Below are 23,527 nucleotides of genomic sequence, written 5' to 3'. Positions count from 1 at the left end.
ATGCAGACTTACAACTTGAGCAGCACCGCGCCCCAAGTGAAACCACCACCCACGCCCTCAAGCATGAGTGTCTGCCCTGCTTTGACCTGACCGCTGCGCACGGCCTTGTCCAAAGCCAAAGGAATGGACGCCGCAGAGGTGTTGCCGTGGTCGTGCACGGTCAGCACCACTTTCTCCATGGGTAATTTCAGCTTTTTGGCGGTGCTTTGGATGATGCGGATGTTGGCTTGATGCGGAATCAACCAATCGATATCCGTGTCTTTCAGGCCAGCTTTGTCAAGCACGGTACGTGCCGCGCCTTCTAACAAGCCCACAGCGAGTTTGAACACCGCTTGGCCGTCCATCTTGAGCACAGGGTCGCCCAAAATGTTGCCATTGCGCACATGACCCGGCACACACAAGATGCCCACATGCTTGCCGTCGGCGTGGATGTCTGTGGCCAAAATGCCAGGGGTCTCTGACGCTTCGAGCACCACGGCACCCGCACCGTCACCAAACAACACGCACGTCGTGCGGTCTTGGAAATCCAGCAAGCGGGAGAAAATTTCAGAGCCCACCACCAACGCACGTTTGGCAGAGCCCGCACGGATCATGGCGTCGGCCACGGTCAGCGCATAAATAAAGCCGCTGCACACAGCTTGCACATCAAAGGCAGGCGCGCCAGCGATACCCGCCGCCGCCTCGTCCAACTGCGCCAACTTGTGCTGCAAGATGCATGCGGTTGAGGGGAACACCATGTCCGGCGTGGACGTGGCGACGATGATCAAATCAATGTCTTGGGGGCGTCGGCCTGCGGCATCGAGTGCTTGCTTAGCGGCTTCAAACGCCAAATCACTGCTCATGATCTCAGACGCAGCAAAGTGACGTGCACGAATGCCTGTGCGTTCAACGATCCATTCGTCTGAACTTTCAACACCTTGTGTTGCCAGCTCTGCGACCAAATCGGCGTTGGTCAACCGGCGAGGGGGGAGGAAACTTCCGGTGCCAGTGATTCGGGAAAAACGAGTCATCAATCAGTAGGCTCAGGTGGCTACTTGATTCGTTTGTCCTAACAGCAGCAAAGGTGCTGCATGGGCAATTCGAGAGCGCACACGTTCGAGCAAGTTATGGTGGGCTGCATCATACGCGCGGTTCAAAGCGGTCTCAAAGGCTACTTCATCCGCAGAACCGTGGCTCTTGAACACGATGCCATTGAGGCCCAACAACGCCGCGCCGTTGTAACGGCGGTGGTCCACCTTGTCTTTGAAGTCAGACAAAACGGGATAAGACAAAAAGGCTGCTATTTTCGTGAAGATGCTGCGTGTAAACGAATTTTTGAGCGTTTCACTGATCTTGTGAGCCAAGCCTTCACTGGCTTTCAGGGCCACATTACCGACAAAGCCATCACAGACGATCAAATCAACGGTGCCTTGGTAAATGTCATTGCCTTCGACATTGCCATAAAAATTCAAGTCGCCAGCGTTCGCAGCAGTTCGCAACAGTTCGGAGGTTTTTTTGATGACTTCGTTGCCTTTGATGGCCTCTTCACCAATATTGAGTAAGCCAACAGAAGGGCTTTCAATGTCATCCAACACCGACACCAAGGCCGAACCCAACACCGCAAACTGCAACAAATGCTCGGGGCTACAGTCAACGTTGGCCCCTAGGTCGAGCATGGTGGTACCGCCACCTTTGAAGTTAGGCATGCGCCCTGCGATGGCTGGGCGGTCAATGCCGTCCATGGTCTTGAGTACGTAACGTGCAATCGCCATCAAGGCGCCCGTGTTACCGGCGGACACCGCAGCTTGTGCAGCACCGTCTTTGACTTGCTCAATCGCCACCCGCATGGACGAGTTTTTCTTGCGACGCAGCGCCACTTCGATTGGGTCATCCATCGCCACGACCTCCGTGGCCGCCACCACCCGCGCACGCGGATGTACGAATGAAGACAAAGCCTCAGGCAAACCCACCAACAACAGTTGTGCGTCCGCGTGAGTCTCTAAAAAGCGGCGGCATGCCGCCAATGTGACGCGCGGACCATGGTCGCCGCCCATGCAATCGACAGATACAGTGATCATTTGGGCTCTCGCAAAAAAACAAAAGCCCGAGGCACCCTAAAGGGCCACGGGCCAGTGAGAAGCAGAGAAATTAAGCTTCTGATTTGGTTTTCAACACTTTACGGCCACGGTAGAAGCCTGTAGGGCTGATGTGGTGACGCAAGTGGATTTCGCCGGTGGTTGGCTCAACAGCTGTACCGGGAGCGGTCAAAGCTGTGTGCGAGTTGTGCATACCGCGCTTGGAAGGAGATTTTTTGTTTTGCTGAACAGCCATGATCGGCTCCTGGAACTAAATGTGGTTGATCATTGGGCCACAAACCAACCGGGGTCAGCGTGACACGAAGCCTTAAATTATAGCCCAACTCCTCGGTTTTTAGGACTTGCGCGTTTTCAGCGCCGCGAGAACCGCAAATGGATTGGGTTTTTCTTGCGAAAGAATGGCCTCTTCCTCCTTGGAAATGGGGGTCTGCTCACTCAGACATGCTTGATGCATAGGCACCAGCGGCAAAGACATGAGCAACTCATCCTCAATGAGTTCCATCAAATCAAAGGCATCGGTCATGACCAACACATCCTCTTCGGACTCTTCGTCCTCGGCGATGGCGGTCTCTTCATCGGCCACGAAACGGAAATCTTGGGCAATCTCAAGCGCCACAGACACAGGACTCAAGCAGCGCTGACACGTCAACGGTACGTGGGTATGCGCTTCCACATGCAGCCACACCTCATCTTGACCGCCAGACTGCGGCTCCATCGCGCCCTGCGCCGCCCACGTCACGTTGCCCGTCAACTCGCCCGCGCAGTCTTCGGCCAAACGCGCGAACTGCGCCAAAGGCGTGTCACCTTCTAGGCGAACTTGAGCTTTCGCAAAAGCGGCAACATCTAAATGAGAGGGGTTCATGTCGTTTTTCATGCTTGGCAGTGTAAGAGAATCCATGCCATGTCTGACCTTCACACCTCAACGCCCGCTTTGATTTTGGGCTCCACCTCCCGCTACCGCCACGAACTGCTGAGCCGCTTGCGCGTGCCCTTTGACGTGGTCGCCCCCGATGTGGACGAAACACCTCTCTCACAAGAAACCCCCTTGGCTTTGGCAAGTCGCTTGGCCCTTGCCAAAGCCCATGCCGTGGCGCAACACCACCCCGAAGCGGTGGTGATCGGCTCAGACCAAGTGGCCGACTTGAAAGGCGAGCCTTTAGGCAAACCCGGCACCCACGCGCGCGCCGTGCAGCAACTGCAGCGCATGCGCGGCCAAACGGTCATCTTTCAAACTGCCGTGGCGGTGGTCTGCTTGCGCACGCAGTTTGAACAACTCGATGTTGCACAAGTCAAGGTGCGCTTTCGCGACCTGAGCGACGCCGAAATCGAAGCGTATTTAAGAGCCGAAGAACCCTACGACTGCGCTGGCAGCGCCAAAAGCGAAGGCCTCGGCATCGCCCTGCTCGACGCCATTGACAACGACGATCCGACTGCCTTGATTGGCCTCCCCCTCATCCGCACCGCCCGCATGCTGCGCGCGGCAGGCATTGACTTATTGAGAGCCATCCAACCATGAGCACGACCAAAGGCACCCTCTATTTGGTCCCCACCCCACTGGACTTTGGCTGCGACACCCAAGCCCCCATCACCGATGTGCTGCCGCAAGAAACCTTGCGCATCGCCGCAGGCATCACACATTGGGTGACTGAGAACGCCAAAAGCACACGCGCCTTTTTGAAACGCGTAGACGCCCATGTGCCGTTGGCCAAAACCATCCAAGAAAACACCATCACTGAATTGCCCCGCGAAGTGCACAAAAAAGGCGACCATACCGGTGACTTTGATGCCAAACCCTTGCTCAAAGCCGCATTGACGGGCGCCGATGTGGGCTTGGTCAGCGAAGCCGGCATGCCCGCCGTGGCAGACCCTGGCTCTTCGGTGGTACGCGCCGCGCATGCGCTGGGCTTGCGCGTGGTGCCCTTGGTAGGCCCCGTTTCACTGTTGCTGGCCTTGGCAGCGAGCGGCTTGAATGGGCAAAATTTTGCGTTTGTCGGCTACTTGCCGCAAGACGGCGCAGCCCGCACGCAACGTCTGCGTGAGTTGGAAAACTTGGCCCAAAAAACAGGCCAAACCCAACTCTTCATCGAAACGCCTTACCGCAACCAAGCCCTCTGGGAAGCCTTGGTCAACGGCCTACAAGGCAACACGCGTTTGGCTCGCGCCAGCGGCTTGACCTTACCCAGCATGCAAGTGCACAGCCAAACCGTGCAAGCTTGGCGCAGCGCTGGGAAATCGCAAATTTCAGGTGAGCCGACCGTGTTTTTGATCGGCAAATGAGCGCGACTTGTGCTCAGCGAACGGCCGGTTGACGCTGCAAAGCGTGCACCGCGCCTTCGCCCATCGCCGCGCCAAAGCGCTTGGCCAGACGCTCGGCCACGTTGTCGTGACGGGTGTAGTCGATGATGTCTTCGGCCTTCACCACCTCGCGCGCCACGAAGTCTAAGTTGCCCAAACCGTCAGCCAAACCCAGTTCGATGGCCTGCTGGCCGCTCCAGAACAGGCCGCTGAACATCTCGGGCGTTTCTTTCAAACGTTGACCGCGACCTTCACGCACCACCTGAATGAACTGCTGGTGAATTTGGTCCAACAACGTTTGGGCGTGTGCGCGTTGGTTTTTGGTTTGAGGGCTGAAAGGGTCTAAAAATCCTTTGTTCTCGCCCGCCGTCATCAAGCGACGTTCGACACCCAACTTGTCCATCAAACCCGTGAAGCCAAAGCCATCCATCAACACGCCAATGCTGCCAACGATGCTGGCCTTGTCCACGTAAATTTGATCCGCGGCCACAGCAATGTAATAAGCGGCGGACGCGCACGACTCTTCCACCACCGCATAGACCGGCTTCTTGTGCTTTTCTTTCAAGCGGCGAATTTCATCATTGATGATGCCGGCTTGCACGGGGCTACCGCCAGGTGAATTGATGAGCAACACCACCGCTTGGGCGCCGTCATCTTCAAAAGCGGCACGCAAGGCGGTGACGATCCACTCGGCACTGGCATCGGCGCCATCGGCGATTTCGCCTTTGATCGCCACCACGGCTGTGTGAGGTTGGCTGGGGTTGCTGCCCCCAACACCTGCACGTTGCGCCCCCGTCCACACCAACACAATGGCCAACAGCAGCCATGCCATGCGGAAAAAGATGCGCCAGCGTCGGCTCGCGCGTTGCTCTGCCAGCGTGGCGAAGGCCAAACGCTCTAAGGTGTCGCGCTCCCACACGGTTTTGTGGCTAGGGGTTTCAGGGGGCATTGAAGACTCAGACATGACAGACTCTTAAGAATAAAAAGCAAAAAATCAATCCAGAAACTCAAACGGTTTCAAGTTGTAAGCAGTATGCCAGTGCACCACGCCATCGGCCTCAGAGAGGTCAATTTTGACCAAGCCGCCGCGACACGGACCACCCGCACACGCGCCCGTATCAGGCGCATAAGCGGCGCCGTGGGTGGCACACAGCAACCAACGACCACTGGCGTCAAAAAACTGATCGGGCTGGAAATCCATCTCCATTGCCACATGGGTGCAGCGGTTGAGGTAAGCCTGCGGCTGGCCTTCAAAACGAATGGCAAATGCGCGGCACGTTTGACCGGCATACACCACATCAAACGGCACAGCGCGGCCAGCCTCGGCCAGATCGGCACTGTTGCACAGAGGAATGAGGGATGCCGCTTGATCAGGCATGGGCCAACAACCAATCGTGCAACTCCCTCACGTTGTGCGCCACAAAGCGGGGATTCAGAGGCTCAAACTGGCCGTGGTCGTGCGCGCCGTAGCTCACGCCCACACTGGCACAGCCGGCGTTCACCGCCATTTGCAAATCGTGGGTGGTGTCGCCAATCATCAAGGTGCGTTCAGGGTCCACGCCAAACTCGCGCATCAGCTCATGCAACATGCGCGGATGCGGCTTGCCTACCGTTTCGTCGGCCGTGCGTGAGCCATCGAACACGCCTTTGAGCTCGGAGGTGTGCAGTGCATCGTCCAAACCACGGCGACTTTTGCCCGTGGCCACCGTCAACCAATGGTGACGTTCGCGCAAGGCGGTCAACATGGGCAGCACGCCGTCAAACAGACTGATGTCGTTGGCATGCTTCATGTAGTGAAAGCGGTAACGCTCGCCCAACAGCGGGTACTTGTCTTGCGGCACATCGGGCGCCGCATGGGCCAAGGCTTGCATGAGCGCCATGCCAATCACATAGGAAGCGGCTTCTTGCGTGGGCTTGGCGCCCCCGACATCGACCACCGCTGACTGAATACAGCGGGTGATGATTTGCGTGGAGTCAAACAGCGTGCCGTCCCAATCGAAGGCAATCAAATCAAACTGGCGTGGGCGCATGGCTTAAACGTCGAGATGGGGTTGGATGATGGGCGGCTGCACCGAGTCCACAAAATTTTGCAACTCGGGCGGTAACGGCGCTTGCAAACTGACCAAACGCCCGCTTTGCGGGTGTTGAAACTTCAGCTGCCAAGCATGCAAAAACATGCGCTTGAGGCCCATTTTTTGCAATTGCTTATTTTTCTCGAACTCACCGTATTTGTCGTCACCCGCAATCGGATGACCTTGGCTGGCCAAATGCACGCGAATTTGATGGGTGCGACCTGTTTTGATGGTCACCTCCAGCAAAGTGAACGGTCCGACCGTGCGCGCCACGCGCACCAAGGTGATGGAACGCATGCCGTTGGGGTCGTCTTTGCCCACCACTTTGACGCGACGTTCGCCCTCGCCCACGCCCGTGTCGACCGTGTATTTCATCAACGGAAGGTCAATCACCTTCTTGTTGGACGGCCACAGCCCCAGCACCAAAGCCATGTAGGTTTTGCCGGTTTCACGGTCGCGGAACTGGTCTTGCAAATGCTTCAGCGCGCTGCGTTTTTTGGCGACCAACAAGACACCCGAGGTTTCGCGGTCTAAGCGGTGCACCAGCTCCAAGTTGGTGGACGCAGGTCGGGCGCGGCGCAGTTGCTCGATCACGCCAAAACTCACGCCGCTGCCACCGTGCACCGCTACGCCTGCGGGCTTGTCGATGGCCATCATGGCCTCGTCTTCCATCAGCACGGGGAATTCACGGGCGGGAGCCGGTGCATCGGCCTTGGCCTGCACCTGAGCCGAGATGCGCACGGGCGGCAAGCGCACCAAGTCGCCCGTCTCCACACGCTGCTCAGCCGACGCACGCCCCTTATTCACCCGCACTTCGCCGGAACGGATGATGCGGTAGACGTGGGTCTTGGGCACGCCTTTGAGGTGGCGCATGAGGAAGTTGTCCAAGCGCTGACCGGCCGAGTCTTCGTCGACGGTCAGGGTTTTTACCGAGGGGGTAGGGGTTGGGGCCGTAGCCCCTATAATGTGATTCACCAGCGTTTTGCTCTAAGTCCTTGATTTAACACAGATTAGATCATGGACTGACAAACGCGGTAAGGTCGATGCCCCTTTTGTGCCCGAGACGCAGACACAGTACCCAAGAGACTGAGTGGCACTCGCCCCAAAAGATGAGCCGATGCTCAGAAAACACCGAAATGGAATACCCCAAGTTGTGGCGGCTCTTTTTAAAAAGCCTTCACAACGGATCACTGCGAGAAGCAAAAACGATGGTTGTGGCAATGTGGATGTTGATAGAACTCTGTACAGAGTGGCTTTTGCCACGAACTGTGTGCAGCGTTGCGCGTCGCATCTTTGCCCGCTGGACCAGCCCTGTCTCCCCTGCACCGGCTCATCAAGCCACGCACTCGACAACAGGACAACCGCGACTTCTTGCCCTTATCCACGCGCCCAACCACCGTCCCCTTCGCTAATCTCACACTTGATTAGCGCAGCGGCGACGGTCTCAGCGGCAATTCCCTTCGTTTTCTGACGTTCGTTCCGGCATCGTTGGCCCGTCATGGGCCTGTGAAGATTTAGAACGTGAAGGACTGCATCATGAAACGGATGCTCATCAATGCCACCCAGTCGGAAGAACGCCGCCTGGCCATCGTCGACGGTCAAAAACTGCTCGACTACGAAATCGAAATTGAAGGCCGCGAACAGCGCAAAGGCAACATTTACAAAGCCGTTGTGACCCGTGTCGAGCCCTCGCTCGAAGCTTGCTTTGTGGACTACGGCGAAGACCGCCACGGCTTCTTGCCCTTCAAAGAAATCTCCAAACAGTACTTCGCCCAAGGCGTGTCGGTGAGCCAAGCGCGCATCCAAGACGTCATCAAAGAAGGCCAAGAACTGTTGGTCCAAGTGGAAAAAGAAGAACGTGGCAACAAGGGCGCAGCCCTCACCACCTTCGTCAGCTTGGCCGGTCGCTACGTGGTGCTCATGCCCAACAACCCACGCGGTGGCGGCGTCAGCCGTCGCATCGAGGGTGACGACCGCGCAGAGCTCAAAGAAGCCATGGACCAGTTGGAATACCCCAACGGCATGTCCATCATCGCGCGCACCGCAGGCATTGGCCGCAGCGCCCCTGAGTTGCAGTGGGACTTGAACTACTTGCTCAAGTTGTGGACCGCCATCGATGGCGCCAAAGGTGCCAAAGGCGCGTTCTTGATTTACCAAGAATCGAGCTTGGTCATCCGCGCCATCCGCGACTACTTCAACCACGACATCGGCGACATCCTGATCGACACCGATGACATTTACGACCAAGCGCAGCAGTTCATGGCCCACGTCATGCCCGAGCATGCCGCCCGCGTGAAACGCTACACGGACGAAACGCCGCTGTTCAGCCGCTTCCAAATCGAACACCAAATCGAGTCGGCCTACGCCCGCACCGTCAACCTGCCCTCCGGCGGCGCGATTGTGATTGACCACACCGAAGCCTTGGTCTCGGTGGACGTCAACTCGGCCCGCGCCATCAAAGGCGGCGACATCGAAGAAACAGCGACCCGTACCAACCTCGAAGCCGCCGACGAAGTGGCCCGCCAAATGCGCTTGCGCGACTTGGGCGGCCTGATCGTCATCGACTTCATTGACATGGACGAAAGCCGCAACCGCCGTGACGTGGAAAACCGCTTGCGCGATGCGCTGCGTCAAGACCGCGCCCGCGTGCAGTTCGGCACCATCAGCAAATTCGGCTTGATGGAAATGAGCCGCCAGCGCTTGCGCCCTGCGCTGAGCGAAGGTGCTTCGATTCCTTGCCCACGCTGCGGTGGCTCTGGCCACGTGCGCGACACCGAGAGCTCGGCGCTGCAAATCTTGCGCATCATCCAAGAAGAGGCCATGAAGGACAACACGGCCGCTGTGTACGCCCAAGTGCCGGTGGAAGTGGCCTCGTTCTTGTTGAACGAAAAGCGCACCGAGATTGCCAAGATCGAAATTCAACAACGCTTGAACGTGCTGCTGGTGCCCAACAAGTCGCTCGAAACCCCCAACTACAAGTTGGAGCGTTTGAAGCACGACGACCCGCGTTTGGACCGCATTGAGCCCAGCTACAAGATGGTCGAAGTGGTGGAAGACCCAACCGCCGTGACCCGTCGCTCGCAAGAACCCACCAACAAGCAAACGCCCATCATCAAAGGCGTCTTGCCTGATGCGCCCGCACCGGTGCACTTGCCCAAGCCTGTGGCCGCGCCCAAGGCAGCTGCACCTGCAGCCGCTAAAGCAGCCGCACCCGTTGCCGCTGCAGCACCAGCCAGCAAAGGCTTGTTCGGTTGGATCAAAGGTTTGTTTGGTAGCGGCAACGCTGAAACGGCCAAGCCTGCTGTGGAAGAGAAAAAGCCCAGCGAGCGCAAAGAAGAACGTCGCGACGGTCGCGGTGCCTCGGCACGCGGTGGCCGTGGTGGTCGCGGTGGCCGTAACGGCGAACGCACCGAGCGTGGTGGCGAACGTGCAGAACGTGGCACCGAGCAACGCGGCGAAGGCCGTCCAGAACGCGGCGGTGATCGTCCTGAGCGCGCAGAGCGTCCAGAGCGCGGCGAACGCAACCTCGAAAACCGCAACGAACGCGGTGAAGGCGGTCGCAACGAACCTCGCGGTGAAGGTCGTGGCCCACGCCAAGACCGCAACCGTGGCGGCAACCGTCAAACCGGTGACGCACAAAACGGTCGCGCCCCTGAAGGCCAAGCAGCTTTAGACAACGCCAGCCCCGAAGCGCAAGCCGAAGCCCGCAGCAAAGCCCGCAACGAACGCATGGCGCGTGAAGAGCGCGGCGAGCAACGTGCTGACACACGCGGGGAACAACGCAGCGAAGAAGCCCGCACGGACGAGAACGGTGAAACCCGCAATGACGCACCGCGTGGTGAAGGTCGCTCTGAAGGCCGTCGCGAACGCGCACCCCGTGGCGAAGGCCGCGGTGAAGGTCGCCGTGAACGCGCTCCTCGCCAAGACGACGCAGGCCAAACAGAAGCCTTGCCACTCGACGTGAACGCAGCGGCCCAAGACGGCCAAGCCCCGCAAACCGACGACAACGGTGGCGAGCGTCGTGAACGCCGTTCACGTGACCGCTACGGCCGTGACCGCCGCGAACGCGGTGGCGAGCGTGCCGAACGTGGCCCACGTGAAGAAGGTGACGCACCCGCAGCCGACAACGGCGGCGAAACCAGCCACGAAGCCCCCGTCCAGCATGCGCAAGACGAGCGTCGCGAGCCCGAAGTTCGCCACGAGCAAGAGCCTCGCGAACGTGCACCCCGCGAAGCACGTACCTCACGTGAAGAGCGCGCACCTCGTGAAGACCGTGCGCCTCGCCGTGAAGCACAAGAAGCTGCACCAGCGCCTGCAACAGCTGTGGCGCAAACTGCGCCAGCGGCTGCCAACAGCATGCCTAAAGTGCAAGCGTTTGCTTTGTCTTTGCCTGAGTTACACGCCATTGCCCAAGGCAGTGGTTTGGAATGGGTAAATTCAGATGCAGATCGCGTCGCAGCCGTTCAAGCCGCCATTGCGGCAGAGCCCAAGCCCGTGCATGTGCCCCGCGAACGCCCACCTGTCGTGGTCGTGGACGAAGGCCCTCTGGTACTGGTTGAGACCCGCAAGGACCTGTAAACCACCCCACCCCGCAAGGGGTGATGGAAGCACCAAACAAAACGGCCTAGATCACTCTAGGCCGTTTTTGTTTGGGGTCCCCATCCTGACTTTCATGCTTATGTCAGGGCATGTTTTTTATGTGCAGCTGCACATCCATGCATCAAGGCATCAAGGCATTGAGCGTTTTCAGCCAGCATCACTTTCAAACCAAGGTCACTTCAGCGGCGCGTTTCCAGCACATCTGGGCACGCGTCGTTTCTTCTTTGTGCTCGGCCAAAAGAGCCAAGGTGCGCCAAGCCTGACGCTGCATTTCAGGCACAGACAACTGAGGCGCCGCCTGCTCCAGCATCTGCTGTGCCTTGCCCCACAGTGCGTGGTGCCAGCACACCATGCCGGCCAGATACGACAACTCCACCCAACGCGGGTAAGTCTGGCGTGCGCGCTCGATGCTGGCCAACCATTCGGCATCAACGGGCAACAAGACCAACGCACGCGCCAGCATGTGTGTCACGCGCAGACGCATGTCGGGCGTGCAACTGTCGGGCTGCTGCACCATGCGGTTCCACAGCGGGGTCAGCCAAGGCATCACCAAGTTGGCATCACCGCTCAAGCGCATCATGCGGTCTGCCGCGTGCAACACCACCTCGGGTAAGTCGCGTTCTTGACGCTCCAACCCGTCCCAAGCACGTTGCAGCTGCGCGCTGTCATGGGCGTTGTTGAGGCTGGCAATGGCCAACTCACGCAACAAACTGTGCGCAGCAGCGCCGGTGAACGCGCCGTGCTTAGACAGCAAACGTGCCGTGTCCAACGCCTCTTCAAATTTGTGCTCAATGCGCGAAGCCTTCAGGCGCATGCGCAATGCCAACGTGCGGCGTGCTGTGCCTTGACGCAAACCATCCAACCAACGCAGCGCAGCAGGTGCATCGCGGTCGCTCAGCGACCAACGGGCGGCACTGAGTTGCGCAGCCTCCACCACTTCCAACACCGCTTCGCTGGTGCTGCCTTGGGCTTCGTCCAGCACCGCTTGCAAATGGGTTTCACGGGCTTCGCGGTCGCGCAAGGCTTGCGCACTTTCGGCGGCCATCAAATGCGATAACACGCGCAACTGCTGCACATGGCGAGGTGCAACATCGTCGGCCGTACGCGTCTGCGCCAGCAACACCTCCAAGCGCAGCACTTGCTCAGCGGACTTGGCCGAACGCACATATCGCCCGCTCATCAACTGCGTCAACCCGTCAAGCAGCATGGCGTGCATGGCACGTTCTTTTTGTTGCAAACGCCAGCGTCGTGCTTGGTGCGGCAATTCAAACAAAGCCGACAAGGCCCGCAACGCAAAGTGCAGCACTGTGAACAGCACCACCAGCAACAGCAACACCAAATTCATCGACAAATCGACGCGGTACGGCGACCAAAACACGGTCACCGTGCTGTTGTTCCCCCCCGCCAACAACGCCGAGGCCACGGCCACCGCGAACAGCGCAATCAACCACAAAGCGGCTCGCATCTCAACGCCCCGCTGCAGCTGTGGTGAGTGCGGCTAGGGTGTCGTCCACCCGCGGCAACTCCGTTTGCTTGGACTGCGCCTGCACCTCACGCGCCAGCGCCAAAGTGGCAGCGCCGCTGCGACTGCTGGTGTCAAAGTACTGCACCAAATCGTCGGTGGCTTGCGCCAAGTCGGAACGCACCACCTCAAAGTGACGGGCCAGCAAAGCCAAGCGCGCATTGAGCAAACGCAGCTTCAGGTTTTCGCGCACAAAAAAGCTCTGATCAGGGGCCAAGAGGCTGGCTTCGGGGCGGTCGATGCGGCTCACGCGCACCAAGCTGCGCGCGTCGTCCCAGACATCGGCCAGCACTTGCTCCCACCAACTCATGCTGATGGCCCGTGCCCAAGTGGTCTGCGCCACAGGCTGTGGCGCTTTGGGTTTGGGCGCTGCCGCACCGACGGCGTTGAGCAAGGGCAAGGTGTCCACCGCGCGCACCAACTCGTCGAGTTTGAACAGCAAGTTGGGCGTGTCTGCCACCGCCGATTGTTTGATGCGCTCAATGTCACGCGTGACAGCGCGCAGCAGCGGGGCCAAGCGAGGTTGAGCCACTTTGTTCAAACGCTGCTCGGCAGAATTGAGCGCAGCCAGCAAAGGCTGCACGCTGCCGGTGAGTTGCGACTGTTGCTGCGCCAAGCGAATGGCCGACTCGATGTCGACCACCAAGTTTTCATCGCGCGAGCGCGACAGGCTTTGCATCAACTCTTCGAGCTGCGTGCGTTGCAGCGCCACTTCGCTGAGCTTGGCATCGGTCACGGCCAAACGGGCGGCGGTTTCGCGGGCCAGTTCTTCGGCTTGTTTAGACGCGGCTTTGGCCTCCACCGCTTTGCTGCCCGTGTCCGCGCTTTGCAGCGCGAGTTGCTCTTGAATGCCGTTGAGCTTGGACCACATCAGCCCCATGCCCACGGCGCCAATCACGGCCACCACGCCCACACCACGCAGCAGCCAAGGCGTATCGCTGGAGGCCGACACGGCGGTTGGCGTCGCCACAGCGACGTCGGGCGCGGCCACAGACGCGGGCCCTGAGTTGGTGACGGGCTCGGTGACGGGCTCGTTAGAGGCTGGAATTGGAGGGGGTTCGACGTGCTCTGGCTTCATGCCAGTGATTCTAATGAGGCCACCACGTCGGCTACCAGGGGGCGTGCCGTGTGAATCTCACCAAAACCAAGCGATTCGGCCGTTTGCGCAATCCGCGCATGCGTGGCAATGCATCGCGCGGTGGCCCAGTTTTGCGCTGGCAACAGCTGCTGCAAATGCGTGACAGCCTGAGAACTGCTAAAACACCACACGCTGCCGTCGGTCGCGGCTTGTGTGGCTTGCTGGCGTTGCGCGGGCGTCCACACCGGCGCGCTGCGCGCATACGCGGCCACCCACGCGACCGTCACACCGCAGGCTTGCAACTGCTGCGTCAACCAATCGCGACCTGAACCGCTCTTGGCTTGCGCCGCAGACGCGCCTTCGTCGCTGCCGCGCACGATCAAAACAGCGGGTTGCGCAGAAGCACCAGCGCTGGCAGCACCTTGCCCAGAAGTTAACCCCTGCCGAGGCTCACCTGAATCCAAAGGGGTGAGCGCTTGCACTTGCGACGCCACCACGCGCCACAGCGCTTCGGAGTCGAACTGGGCCTCATGTTCGGGCGGGCTGTCGATGCACGCAGCAGGAACGCCTGCGCTCAGCAAGGCCTTGCGCGTGCCGGGGCCTGTGGCCCAGCAGCGCGGACCGCTCGCCCCATCCGAATGCATCGCCTGACACGCATCCGCACGCAGGGCCACGGGTTGGCTGTCAAAGAAGTAACGCACGGCTTGTGCACTGACAAACATCACCGCGTGAAAGTCGGGCCACTGCGCCCACGCCTGTTGCACAGCCTGCGGATCGGCAACGGGTGCGATGTCGATCAAGGGCAACACCCAAGCCTCATGACCCGCCGCTTCTAAAGCGCTCACCCACGACGCAGCGTCGCCAGCAGGTCGGGTGATGACCAAACGCATGGCCTGAAACGCCCCGATCAGTGCGCGCCTAGGCTTCGCAATTGCGCCGCCACAGCTTCGCCCAATTGACGGGCCAACTCACGCGAGGCGGGGTCAGCTGCGTTCATGGCTTGCTGGGTTTCGGCACGCAACAGCACGGGGGCACCTTCGGGGTCGCCCCAAGCGGCTTGCAAGCGCAACACGCCATCGGTCAACGTGGCGTGCGCAGCCAAAGGCATGGAACAACTGCCGCCCATGGCGCGGCTCACGGCGCGCTCAGCCGTCACCGTCAACCAAGTGGCGGCATCGGCCAGCGGGGCCAAGGCTTGGGCCACATCGGCACGGTGGCTGCGCACCTCAATGCCTAACGCACCCTGCCCTGCAGCGGGCAGCATTTCGGTCGTTTCAAAAATGTGGCGAATGCGCTCGCCCAAACCCAAACGTTTGAGGCCAGCAGCGGCCAACACAATGCCGTCGTACTGACCTTCGTCCAGCTTGCGCAAACGGGTGTCGAGGTTGCCGCGCAGGGGCTCGATCTTCAAATCGGGTCGCAGGGCGCGCAGCAGCACGGTACGGCGCAGGCTAGACGTGCCCACCACCGCGCCGTGTGGCAAATCATTCAGGTGCGCGTATTTGGACGACACCCACGCATCACGCGGGTCTTCGCGGGTCATCACGCAGGCGAGGTCAAAGCCTTCTGGCAAATCCATGGGCACGTCTTTGAGCGAATGCACGGCCAAATTGGCGCGGCCTTCTTCCAACGCCACTTCAAGTTCTTTCACAAACAGGCCTTTGCCGCCCACTTTGCTCAAACTGCGGTCCAAAATTTGATCGCCCTGTGTGGTCATGCCCAGCAATGCCACGCTGTGGCCTTGGGCCTGCAGCAAAGCTTGAACATGCTCGGCCTGCCACATGGCCAAGCGGCTTTCGCGGGTGGCGATGGTCAGGGAAACGGGGGTTGTGGGGGCAGTGGACAAAACAAAAACTCGCTGGTGAAAAAGCTTGGCTCAATAGCTGTAAATGTTAGCAGTGCGCCATCCGCCCGATAAAATCCCCCACCTATGACAAACCAACTCGACAAAAAATCCCAAGCCTGGTCCGCGCTCTTTTCAGAACCCATGAGCGAGTTGGTCAAGCGCTACACCGCCAGCGTGTTCTTTGACAAGCGCCTGTGGCAAGCCGACATCACCGGCAGCCTGGCCCACGCCGAGATGCTGGCCGCGCAAAAAATCATCGGCGCCAGCGACCTGGCCGACATCCAGCGCGGCATGGCGCAGATCACCCAAGAAATTGAATCTGGCGCTTTTGAGTGGAAGCTCGACCTGGAAGACGTGCACCTGAACATCGAAGCACGCCTGACCACCTTGGTGGGCGATGCTGGCAAGCGCCTGCACACCGGCCGCAGCCGCAACGACCAGGTGGCCACCGATGTGCGCCTGTGGTTGCGCAGCGAGATGGACCTGATCATCGACTTGTTGGTTGATTTGCAAAAGTCACTGGTGGATGTGGCCGAGCAAAACGTCGAGGTCATCATGCCCGGCTTCACCCACCTGCAAGTGGCCCAGCCCGTGAGCTTTGCGCACCACCTGCTGGCCTATGTCGAGATGTTCAGCCGAGATGCCGAGCGCATGAGCGACGTGCGCCGCCGCACCAACCGCCTGCCGCTGGGCAGCGCCGCCTTGGCCGGCACCACCTACCCCCTGGACCGCGAGCGCGTGGCCCGCACCCTGGGCATGGTCGATGAACACGGCAACCCACAGGTCAGCCAAAACAGCCTGGACGGCGTGAGTGACCGCGACTTTGCCATCGAGTTCACCGCCGCCGCCAGCCTGTGCATGGTGCACATCAGCCGCTTCAGTGAAGAACTGATCTTGTGGATGAGCCAGAACTTTGGCTTTGTGCGCATTGCCGACCGCTTCACCACCGGCTCGTCCATCATGCCGCAGAAGAAAAACCCCGACGTGCCCGAGTTGGCACGCGGCAAAACCGGTCGTGTGGTCGGCCACCTGATGGGCTTGATCACCTTGATGAAGGGCCAGCCCCTGGCCTACAACAAGGACAACCAGGAAGACAAAGAGCCACTGTTCGACACGGTGGACACGCTCAAAGACACGCTGCGCATCTTCAGCGAAATGGTGGGCGGCCAGGTCAACCCGGCCACAGGCCAAAAAGAAGGCGGCATCACCGTCAACGCCGCCGCCATGGAAGCGGCCGTGAAAAAAGGCTACGCCACCGCCACCGACTTGGCCGACTACTTGGTGAAAAAAGGATTGCCGTTTCGCGATGCCCACGAAGTGGTGGCCCATGCGGTCAAGACCGCCCAAGGCTTGGGTGTGGACCTGTCAGAGCTGCCGCTCGAAACCCTGCAAAAGTTCGACAGCCGCATCGAAGCCGATGTGTTTGGTCCGCTCAGCCTGCAAGGCTCGCTGAATGCCCGCAACACGCTGGGGGGCACCGCACCTGCGCAGGTGCGCTTGCAAATTGCGCGGCATCACAAACGCTTGGGTTAAGTCCACCTAAAGTCCACGCATGAACAGAGTATTCGGGGGCATTTTCGAGAAGAATTTACATTCCCTTCGAGGTGGTGCACTTGATCCATGAACTCTCTTGGGTCAACGCGGGCATCGTGGCATTGAATGGCGCCATCGTGGCCTACTTGGGCCATGCGCTGTGGATGCGTCTTACACAGAAAGTACAGCCATGACCGACATCCTGACCGTCACCCTCAATCCAGCCTTGGATGTGCTGACCACGATTGACCGTGTGTCTGACACCCACAAAATGCGCTGCGGCCCAGCCATCAAACATCCGGGCGGGGGCGGTGTGAATGTGGCGCGTGTGTTGCACCGCTTGGGCGCCAACTGCGTCGCTTTGTACTTGGCGGGCGGCGTGACCGGCGAACGCCATCACCAGTTGATGCGCGCAGAGAAAGTGCACTGTCACTTGGTGCCGATCGCAGAAGAAACACGCGAGAGCTTCTCCGCACACGAACTCAGCAGCGGTCACGATTTTCGTTTTGTGCTGCCCGGCCCCACCGTTTCAATGGCCGAATACGAAGCATGTTTTGGCTATGTGGTGCATCACATGCCCAAACAGTTTTTGGTCATCAGCGGCGGCTTGGCACCCGGTGTGCCCACCGATTTTTATGCGCGCCTTGCAGCCTTGGCCAAGTCGCAGGGGGTGCGGGTCGTTTTAGACACCAATGGGCCTGCCTTGCATGTGGCACTGAAAGAAGGTGTGTACATGTTCAAACCCAGCTTGCGAGAGTTGCGCGAGTTAACGGGGCAAGTGCTGCCCGACGCTGCCTCTTGGAAAGCAGCCGCGCAGCAACTGATTCATAAAGGGCAGGCCGAGGTGGTCGCCGTCTCACTGGGCGAAGAAGGCGCGATGTTGGTAACCGCCACGCAAGCTTGGCGCGCACCCAGCTTGAAAGTCAACGTTCAAACCACCATTGGCGCGGGCGACAGCTTCGTAGGCGGCATGGTGTGGGCATTGAGCGCAGGTCAAGCGCTGGAAAACGCGTTTCAAGTCGGCATGGCCGCAGGTGCCGCAGCGCTGCTGGCCCCCGGCACGTCGCTGTGCCAAGCGGTTGACGTTTTTGAGCTGATGTGCGTGGCTGGCTACGAAACCATTTGAGCGGCGTGATTAAGCCGCCTTAGGGGCCAGCTGCAAAGAAGCCTCAATTTTTTGCAAGGCCGTCAACTCCGCACGGTGCGCACCGGTGGAGGCATCCCAGCTGAACAACTCGGGGTGGCGCTGAATCACTTCGCGGATCAGTTGGCTGGATTCGACTTGGCTCAATCCAAACATCTCACACAAGGCATGTCGGGTGACATGGCCGTGCGCTTTGGCAACCTGAACCACCATGCCAAAGTGCATATCAAAATTTTTAGACGTCATCATGATGTGCTTACTCACGCAGACGCTGACCCCAAACAAGGTCAAAACAACGTCCACTCAATTGAGATTATTTTATTTGAGTTTCTTAACTTTATCAATTAAGTTGTATTTAACCTTTCAAAGGGTGCATCTCAAATCGGTGGGATGTAAATAATTTCACAAGCGCTGTCGCAGGCATCACAGCCCAAAGGACGGTGGGCGGCTAGGATGCACAGCATCAAATTTGGAGACTTGCCCATGCCCGTGATTACCAACATCGAAGACCTGCGCGTTTTGGCGCAAAAACGCGTGCCCCGCATGTTTTACGACTACGCCGACTCGGGCAGCTGGACCGAAAGCACGTACAAAGCCAACGAAAGTGACTTTCAAAAGATCAAGCTGCGCCAGCGCGTGGCGGTCAACATGGAAGGCCGCAGCACCGCCACCCAAATGATTGGTCAAGACGTGGCCATGCCTGTGGCGATTGCACCCACCGGTTTGACCGGCATGCAACACGCCGACGGGGAAATCTTGGCGGCACGCGCCGCGCGTAAATTTGGCGTGCCCTTCACGCTGTCGACCATGAGCATTTGCTCCATCGAAGACGTGGCACAACACGCGGGTGAAGGCTTTTGGTTCCAGCTCTACGTCATGAAAGACCGTGGCTTTATTGAGCGCCTGATCGACCGCGCCAAAGCCGCCAACTGCAAAGCCTTGGTGTTGACACTTGATTTGCAAATCTTGGGGCAACGCCACAAAGACCTGAAAAACGGCCTGTCTGCACCGCCCAAGTTGACCCTCGCCAACATTTTGAACATCGCCACCAAGCCCCGCTGGGCCTTGGGCATGTTAGGTACCCAACGCCGCGAATTCGGCAACATCGTGGGCCATGTCAGCGGCGTGGAAAACATGAGTTCCCTCTCCTCGTGGACCGCCCAACAGTTTGACCCTGCCTTGAGCTGGGACGACGTGGCGTGGATCAAAGAGCGCTGGGGCGGCAAGCTGATTTTGAAAGGCATTCAAGACGCCGAAGACGCCCGTTTGGCCGTCAAATCAGGTGCCGATGCCTTGATCGTCTCCAACCATGGTGGACGCCAGTTGGACGGCGCCCAAAGCAGCATTGAAGCGCTGCCCGCCATCGTGGCCGAAGTGGGCTCACAGATTGAAGTGCACATGGACGGCGGCGTGCGCAGCGGCCAAGACGTGCTCAAAGCCATGGCCTTGGGCGCCAAGGGCACCTACATCGGGCGCTCGTTCTTGTACGGCTTGGGTGCCATGGGCGAAGAAGGCGTGAGCAAAGCGCTGGAAATCATCCACAAAGAGCTGGATCTGTCGATGGCGTTTTGCGGTCGCACGCAAATGGGCCAAGTCGATCAATCGATCTTGTTGCCCGGCACGTTTCCAACGGCTTAAGCGCCAGCATCCACCAGGGCGGCGCCAATCGCCCAAACTTCGCTGAAACAAAAAAAGCTGCATAGCGCCGAGCGCTTGCAGCTTTTTTAATGGCTGGCTGGGAGCTAGCTGGCTGAGCTTTAGCTCGTCTTGTTGCTCCACAAAACCCCGCCCGTCGACCAGTCATGGCGTTTGACGTCAAAGAACAAAATGTCCACCGCTTCGGGGTTGCTTCCCAACGTTTTGCAAGTGGCTTCGGTCAAAGCTTGGGCCAAATCACGTTTTTGCTCAGGCGTGCGGCCTTCCAAAAGTTCGACACGGATGGTGGGCATAAGGGTCTCCTTGGGTTAAAAGTGACAACGATTATGCTTGCAGCCTGTGAGCCTTTCTACACCCGTCACCCCCCTCATGCGTCGCATTGCGCACCTCGACATGGACGCTTTTTACGCCTCCGTCGAGCTCTTGCGCTACCCGCAGCTCAAAGGCTTACCCGTGGTGATTGGTGGCGCGCGTCGACGCGAAGACGACTTGCTGAGCCGCCTGCGTCAGGCCTACCCAGACCAGAGCTGGTCCGCCGAGCATTTAGGTGACATTCCCCTCGATTTCTTCCCTCGCCTGTCGGGCTACACCGGACGCGGCGTGATCACCACCGCCACCTACGCTGCCCGTCAATTCGGCGTGGGCTCGGCGATGGGCGTGATGAAAGCGGCCAAGTTATGCCCAGACGCCATTCTTTTGCCCGTCGACTTTGAGCAATACCGCCATTACTCGCAACGCTTCAAAGCCATCATCACCGACATTGCGCCTGTGATGGAAAACAGAGGCGTGGACGAGGTCTACATCGACTTCACCCACGTACCCGGCGGGCAACGCGAAGGCGGTCGCGTGCTGGCCCGTTTGATTCAAAAAGCCATTTTTGACGACACGGGCCTGACCTGCTCTGTCGGCGTGGCCCCCAACAAATTGCTGGCCAAAATGGCGAGCGAGTTCAACAAACCCAACGGCATTTCCATTGTTCAAGCCGAAGACTTGCAAGCCATGATCTGGCCTTTACCGTGCCGCAAGGTCAATGGCATCGGCCCCAAAGCAGAAGCCAAATTGGCCCAGCACAGCATCCACACGATTGGCGATTTGGCGAGCCATGACCGCCTCTGGCTGATGGAGAACTTCGGCAAAAGCTATGGTGCCTGGCTGCACGATGCCGCCCACGGCAAAGACAACCGCCCCGTAGAAACCAGCAGCGAACCGGTGAGCCTGAGCCGCGAAACCACGTTTGAGCGGGACTTGCACGCCGTGCGCGACCGTGAAGCCCTAGGCGCCATCTTCACCAAACTCTGCGAACAAGTGGCGGCCGACCTGCAACGCAAAGGCTATGTGGGCAAGACGATTGGCATCAAGCTGCGCTACGACAACTTCCAAAGCGTCACGCGTGACCACACCGTTGACACCTATCTGGATTTGGCAACCCCCATTCGACACGCCGCGGGCCTGCTCTTGAAGCGCGTCGACTTATCGCGACGGTTGCGCTTGCTGGGGGTGCGCGTGGGCTCGTTGATGCGCAAAGACGCGTGGTTGGCACAGGGGCAGCAGGCGCAAGAGGCGCCGCAGCAGCCTTACACCGAGTCGCTGTTTGGGGACAGATAGAGAAAGGTCACTGCCGCGCCGTGCGCACGTTGGATGGTGCAGCTTGCGGATGGCTAGTGCGCCACGGGTTGATGTCCAAACCACCACGTCGGGTGTAACGCGCATACACCTCTAGACGCGAGGGTTTGCACTGCTGCCAAATGTCCATGAAGATGCGCTCCACGCATTGCTCATGAAACTCGTTGTGGTTGCGAAAACTCACGATGTAGCGCAGCAGTCCAGCTTGGTCAATTTGAGGGCCGCTGTATTTGATGCGAACACTGCCCCAATCTGGCTGCCCCGTCACCAAACAATTGCTTTTCAACAAATTGCTGGTGAGGGTTTCGGTGACGGGCGCTTCACCTGATGTGGTGCTCAAGAGCGAAGGCGCGGGTTGGTAAATATCGCAATCCAAATCGAGGCGGTCAAGGCTCAGACCATCCAACTCATGAATCGGCTCACGGTCAAATTGATCGGGCAGCACCAATTGCACGCCCACGCTGGCCATCATCGGCCCACCGTGCCAGACGGCCGCGCTCAGGTCTTGGCGCATGCGCGTTTGCAACTCGGTCGCATCCGCGAGACGGGTGTTGTTGAAGCTGTTGAGGTAGAGCTTGAACGACTTGCTCTCCACAATGTGCGTGGACTCCGCAGGCACGGTGATGCGAGCCAAGGCCACTTGAGGCTTGCCGCGCAGGTTGAGCCAACTCAACTCATAGGCCGTCCACAAATCGGCCCCAAAAAATGGCGGTTGGCCTGTGACGCCGATCTCATCGCGCTTGGTTTGGCGCGGGATCGGAAAGAGCAAGGACGCGTCGTATTGGTCCACGTAGGCCGAGGTCTTGCCGAGTTGTGATTGTTCGGGGGAGTTCATGCGGCGAGCTTTCTGCGAAAGACGAGTCGGTCGGGTTCAGAGACGGCGGCGTCAAAGGCGTAGCCCTCTGCGTCAAAGCCCTGCAAGTCTTTTGGCGTGGCAACGCGATGGGTCACCGCAAAGCGGGCCATCAAACCACGTGCGCGCTTGGCGTTGAAGCTGATGATTTTGTATTTGCCGCCTTTGTAGTCTTCAAACACGCACTCAATCACACGCGCTTGGAGGGCTTTGCGGTCCACCGATTTGAAATACTCTTGCGAAGCTAAGTTGACGATGATGGGCTCTGACGCCTTAGCAACTGGCACTTTAGAACCTAGCACCTTCAAATGTGCGTTCAAATAATCTGCGATTTGGGAGCCCCAAAATTTGTAGAGGTTGTTGCCCTTGTCGTTCGCCAAGGCGGTGCCCATTTCCAAACGGTAGGGCTGCATCCAATCCAGTGGCCGCAACACGCCATAGAGCCCGCTGAGGATGGCCACGTGGTCTTGCGCCCAAGCCAAGTCATCGGGCGCAAGGCTCTTAGCATCCAAGCCTTCGTACACATCGCCATTGAAGGCCAACACCGCTTGCTTGGCATTTTGGGCTGTGAATTTGGGGCGCCATGCTTGGTAACGTGCCACGTTCAAGGTGGACAGCGCATCACTCAAGTGCATCAAGCTGGCGATGTCTTGCGGTGATTTTTCTTTGAGGATGTCGATCAACTCGGCCGACTGCTTCACAAACAAAGGCTGCGTGTGTGGCACATCACCCGCAGGCGTGTCGTAGTCGAGGGCTTTGGCAGGAGAGAGCACAAACAGCATCGTTAATCCACCAACTCGTTGAGCGCTTTTTGGTAGCGGCTGGTGTGTGATCGCTCCGCTTTGGCCAAAATTTCAAACCAATCGGCGACCTCATCAAAGCCTTCATCGCGTGCAATTTGGGCCATCTCGGGATACATCTCCACAGATTCGTGACTTTCACTGGCCATGGCCGACAGCAAGTTTTGGCGCGTGGTGCCAATGGGCAAACCCGTCACCGGATCACCCGCTTTGGCCAAAAACTCCAGGTGTCCATGGGCATGCCCCGTCTCGCCGGTGGCCGTTGAGCGAAACAAAGCCGCCACATCGATTTGGCCCTCAATGTCGGCTTGGTTGGCGAAATACAAATAACGGCGATTGGCTTGCGACTCTGCCGCAAACGCCTCTTTCAAACATTGCTCAGTGCGTGAGCCTTTGAGTACGGCCATGGTGTCCTCCTCGGTGAAACAAGT

At 59.0% G+C, this 23,527-nt stretch carries 24 protein-coding genes and 1 pseudogene; 8 read left to right on the top strand and 17 right to left on the bottom strand.

Annotated features, from left to right (window positions below; genetic code table 11):
- Nucleotides 1–8: 8 nt before the first annotated feature.
- The 4 genes from C5F52_RS23915 to C5F52_RS23900 all read right to left on the bottom strand — a co-directional run bounded on the left by C5F52_RS23915 (nucleotide 9) and on the right by C5F52_RS23900 (nucleotide 2,949).
- A complete protein-coding gene (locus C5F52_RS23915) occupies nucleotides 9–1,010 on the bottom strand; it encodes a beta-ketoacyl-ACP synthase III (protein ID WP_104800859.1) in 1,002 nt (333 codons plus the stop codon).
- Between the two features lie 12 nt (nucleotides 1,011–1,022).
- A complete protein-coding gene (gene plsX / locus C5F52_RS23910) occupies nucleotides 1,023–2,057 on the bottom strand; it encodes a phosphate acyltransferase PlsX (RefSeq protein WP_104800858.1) in 1,035 nt (344 codons plus the stop codon).
- Nucleotides 2,058–2,127: 70 nt separating this feature from the next.
- Nucleotides 2,128–2,310, bottom strand: coding sequence for a 50S ribosomal protein L32 (rpmF, locus tag C5F52_RS23905; protein WP_100131470.1), 183 nt, complete (start codon nucleotides 2,308–2,310; stop codon nucleotides 2,128–2,130).
- Between the two features lie 99 nt (nucleotides 2,311–2,409).
- On the bottom strand, nucleotides 2,410–2,949 hold the full coding sequence (locus tag C5F52_RS23900; protein ID WP_104800857.1) for a DUF177 domain-containing protein: 540 nt from the start codon (nucleotides 2,947–2,949) through the stop codon (nucleotides 2,410–2,412).
- Between the two features lie 27 nt (nucleotides 2,950–2,976).
- Between C5F52_RS23900 and C5F52_RS23895 the strand changes: the two genes are divergently transcribed.
- Together C5F52_RS23895 and C5F52_RS23890 are read left to right on the top strand one after the other, a co-directional pair.
- Nucleotides 2,977–3,591, top strand: coding sequence for a Maf family nucleotide pyrophosphatase (locus tag C5F52_RS23895; protein WP_104800856.1), 615 nt, complete (start codon nucleotides 2,977–2,979; stop codon nucleotides 3,589–3,591).
- Nucleotides 3,588–4,352, top strand: a complete 765-nt coding sequence (locus C5F52_RS23890; protein ID WP_104800855.1) for an SAM-dependent methyltransferase — start codon at nucleotides 3,588–3,590, stop codon at nucleotides 4,350–4,352. The genes C5F52_RS23895 and C5F52_RS23890 overlap by 4 nt, the downstream gene beginning before the upstream one ends.
- Nucleotides 4,353–4,365: 13 nt before the next feature.
- Here the strand turns inward: C5F52_RS23890 and C5F52_RS23885 are convergent, their stop codons facing one another.
- Genes C5F52_RS23885 through C5F52_RS23870 form a run of 4 tightly spaced genes read right to left on the bottom strand, consistent with a single transcriptional unit; the run spans nucleotide 4,366 to nucleotide 7,417 of the window.
- The gene (locus C5F52_RS23885) at nucleotides 4,366–5,334 is read right to left on the bottom strand and encodes a S49 family peptidase (RefSeq protein WP_104800854.1); all 969 of its coding nucleotides are present in this window, start codon (nucleotides 5,332–5,334) and stop codon (nucleotides 4,366–4,368) included.
- Nucleotides 5,335–5,364: 30 nt separating this feature from the next.
- Entirely contained in the window at nucleotides 5,365–5,748 is a 384-nt protein-coding gene (locus tag C5F52_RS23880) for a Rieske 2Fe-2S domain-containing protein (protein ID WP_104800853.1), read from the bottom strand.
- Nucleotides 5,741–6,400: an HAD family hydrolase gene (locus C5F52_RS23875; RefSeq protein ID WP_104800852.1), complete on the bottom strand. Its 660-nt coding sequence runs from the start codon at nucleotides 6,398–6,400 to the stop codon at nucleotides 5,741–5,743. The genes C5F52_RS23880 and C5F52_RS23875 overlap by 8 nt, the downstream gene beginning before the upstream one ends.
- Before the next feature lie 3 nt (nucleotides 6,401–6,403).
- A complete protein-coding gene (locus C5F52_RS23870; protein ID WP_236657994.1) occupies nucleotides 6,404–7,417 on the bottom strand; it encodes an RluA family pseudouridine synthase in 1,014 nt (337 codons plus the stop codon).
- Nucleotides 7,418–7,978: 561 nt separating this feature from the next.
- On the opposite strand from C5F52_RS23870, the gene C5F52_RS23865 reads away from it, so the two are divergent.
- The gene (locus C5F52_RS23865; protein WP_104800850.1) at nucleotides 7,979–11,020 is read left to right on the top strand and encodes an Rne/Rng family ribonuclease; all 3,042 of its coding nucleotides are present in this window, start codon (nucleotides 7,979–7,981) and stop codon (nucleotides 11,018–11,020) included.
- Nucleotides 11,021–11,204: 184 nt separating this feature from the next.
- Here the strand turns inward: C5F52_RS23865 and C5F52_RS23860 are convergent, their stop codons facing one another.
- The 4 genes from C5F52_RS23860 to hemC are packed head-to-tail and all read right to left on the bottom strand — an operon-like array spanning nucleotide 11,205 to nucleotide 15,424.
- Nucleotides 11,205–12,506 (bottom strand): heme biosynthesis protein HemY, encoded by a 1,302-nt coding sequence (locus tag C5F52_RS23860; protein WP_104800849.1) that lies wholly within the window; start codon nucleotides 12,504–12,506, stop codon nucleotides 11,205–11,207.
- A gap of 1 nt (nucleotide 12,507) precedes the next feature.
- Complete coding sequence (locus C5F52_RS23855) at nucleotides 12,508–13,641, bottom strand: uroporphyrinogen-III C-methyltransferase (RefSeq protein WP_104800848.1); 1,134 nt, start codon at nucleotides 13,639–13,641, stop codon at nucleotides 12,508–12,510.
- Nucleotides 13,638–14,531 carry a uroporphyrinogen-III synthase gene (locus tag C5F52_RS23850; RefSeq protein WP_104800847.1) on the bottom strand — a complete coding sequence of 298 codons (894 nt, stop codon included), beginning with the start codon at nucleotides 14,529–14,531 and terminating at the stop codon, nucleotides 13,638–13,640. The genes C5F52_RS23855 and C5F52_RS23850 overlap by 4 nt, the downstream gene beginning before the upstream one ends.
- Before the next feature lie 17 nt (nucleotides 14,532–14,548).
- Nucleotides 14,549–15,424, bottom strand: a complete 876-nt coding sequence (hemC, locus tag C5F52_RS23845; protein WP_236657996.1) for a hydroxymethylbilane synthase — start codon at nucleotides 15,422–15,424, stop codon at nucleotides 14,549–14,551.
- Nucleotides 15,425–15,571: 147 nt separating this feature from the next.
- On the opposite strand from hemC, the gene argH reads away from it, so the two are divergent.
- The 3 genes and pseudogenes from argH to C5F52_RS23830 all read left to right on the top strand — a co-directional run bounded on the left by argH (nucleotide 15,572) and on the right by C5F52_RS23830 (nucleotide 18,146).
- Complete coding sequence (gene argH, locus C5F52_RS23840) at nucleotides 15,572–17,020, top strand: argininosuccinate lyase (protein WP_104800845.1); 1,449 nt, start codon at nucleotides 15,572–15,574, stop codon at nucleotides 17,018–17,020.
- 44 nt (nucleotides 17,021–17,064) lie between these two features.
- Nucleotides 17,065–17,214, top strand: a pseudogene (locus C5F52_RS23835) (DUF2127 domain-containing protein); the annotation flags it as partial.
- A complete protein-coding gene (locus C5F52_RS23830) occupies nucleotides 17,211–18,146 on the top strand; it encodes a 1-phosphofructokinase family hexose kinase (protein WP_104800843.1) in 936 nt (311 codons plus the stop codon). The pseudogene C5F52_RS23835 and the gene C5F52_RS23830, both read left to right, overlap by 4 nt.
- Before the next feature lie 9 nt (nucleotides 18,147–18,155).
- Here C5F52_RS23830 and C5F52_RS23825 read toward each other — a convergent pair whose 3' ends face one another.
- A complete protein-coding gene (locus tag C5F52_RS23825; RefSeq protein WP_161499758.1) occupies nucleotides 18,156–18,428 on the bottom strand; it encodes a hypothetical protein in 273 nt (90 codons plus the stop codon).
- 219 nt (nucleotides 18,429–18,647) lie between these two features.
- Here C5F52_RS23825 and C5F52_RS23820 point away from each other — a divergent pair, with 219 nt between their 5' ends.
- On the top strand, nucleotides 18,648–19,802 hold the full coding sequence (locus C5F52_RS23820) for an alpha-hydroxy acid oxidase (protein WP_104800901.1): 1,155 nt from the start codon (nucleotides 18,648–18,650) through the stop codon (nucleotides 19,800–19,802).
- 119 nt (nucleotides 19,803–19,921) lie between these two features.
- Here C5F52_RS23820 and C5F52_RS23815 read toward each other — a convergent pair whose 3' ends face one another.
- Nucleotides 19,922–20,113, bottom strand: coding sequence for a 4-oxalocrotonate tautomerase (locus C5F52_RS23815; RefSeq protein ID WP_104800841.1), 192 nt, complete (start codon nucleotides 20,111–20,113; stop codon nucleotides 19,922–19,924).
- A 76-nt stretch (nucleotides 20,114–20,189) separates the two neighbouring features.
- Between C5F52_RS23815 and dinB the strand changes: the two genes are divergently transcribed.
- Complete coding sequence (gene dinB / locus C5F52_RS23810) at nucleotides 20,190–21,425, top strand: DNA polymerase IV (RefSeq protein WP_104800840.1); 1,236 nt, start codon at nucleotides 20,190–20,192, stop codon at nucleotides 21,423–21,425.
- Between the two features lie 7 nt (nucleotides 21,426–21,432).
- Here the strand turns inward: dinB and queF are convergent, their stop codons facing one another.
- The 3 genes from queF to C5F52_RS23795 are packed head-to-tail and all read right to left on the bottom strand — an operon-like array spanning nucleotide 21,433 to nucleotide 23,503.
- The gene (queF, locus tag C5F52_RS23805; protein ID WP_104800839.1) at nucleotides 21,433–22,278 is read right to left on the bottom strand and encodes an NADPH-dependent 7-cyano-7-deazaguanine reductase QueF; all 846 of its coding nucleotides are present in this window, start codon (nucleotides 22,276–22,278) and stop codon (nucleotides 21,433–21,435) included.
- Complete coding sequence (gene yaaA / locus C5F52_RS23800) at nucleotides 22,275–23,078, bottom strand: peroxide stress protein YaaA (RefSeq protein WP_104800838.1); 804 nt, start codon at nucleotides 23,076–23,078, stop codon at nucleotides 22,275–22,277. The genes queF and yaaA overlap by 4 nt, the downstream gene beginning before the upstream one ends.
- A gap of 2 nt (nucleotides 23,079–23,080) precedes the next feature.
- Nucleotides 23,081–23,503, bottom strand: a complete 423-nt coding sequence (locus C5F52_RS23795) for a rubrerythrin family protein (RefSeq protein WP_104800837.1) — start codon at nucleotides 23,501–23,503, stop codon at nucleotides 23,081–23,083.
- Nucleotides 23,504–23,527: the final 24 nt, after the last annotated feature.

The sequence above is a fragment of the Limnohabitans sp. TS-CS-82 genome (assembly GCF_002943475.1).
The sequence above is the reverse complement of the archived record's forward strand: the minus strand, read 5'-3'. Positions and strand labels throughout refer to the sequence as shown.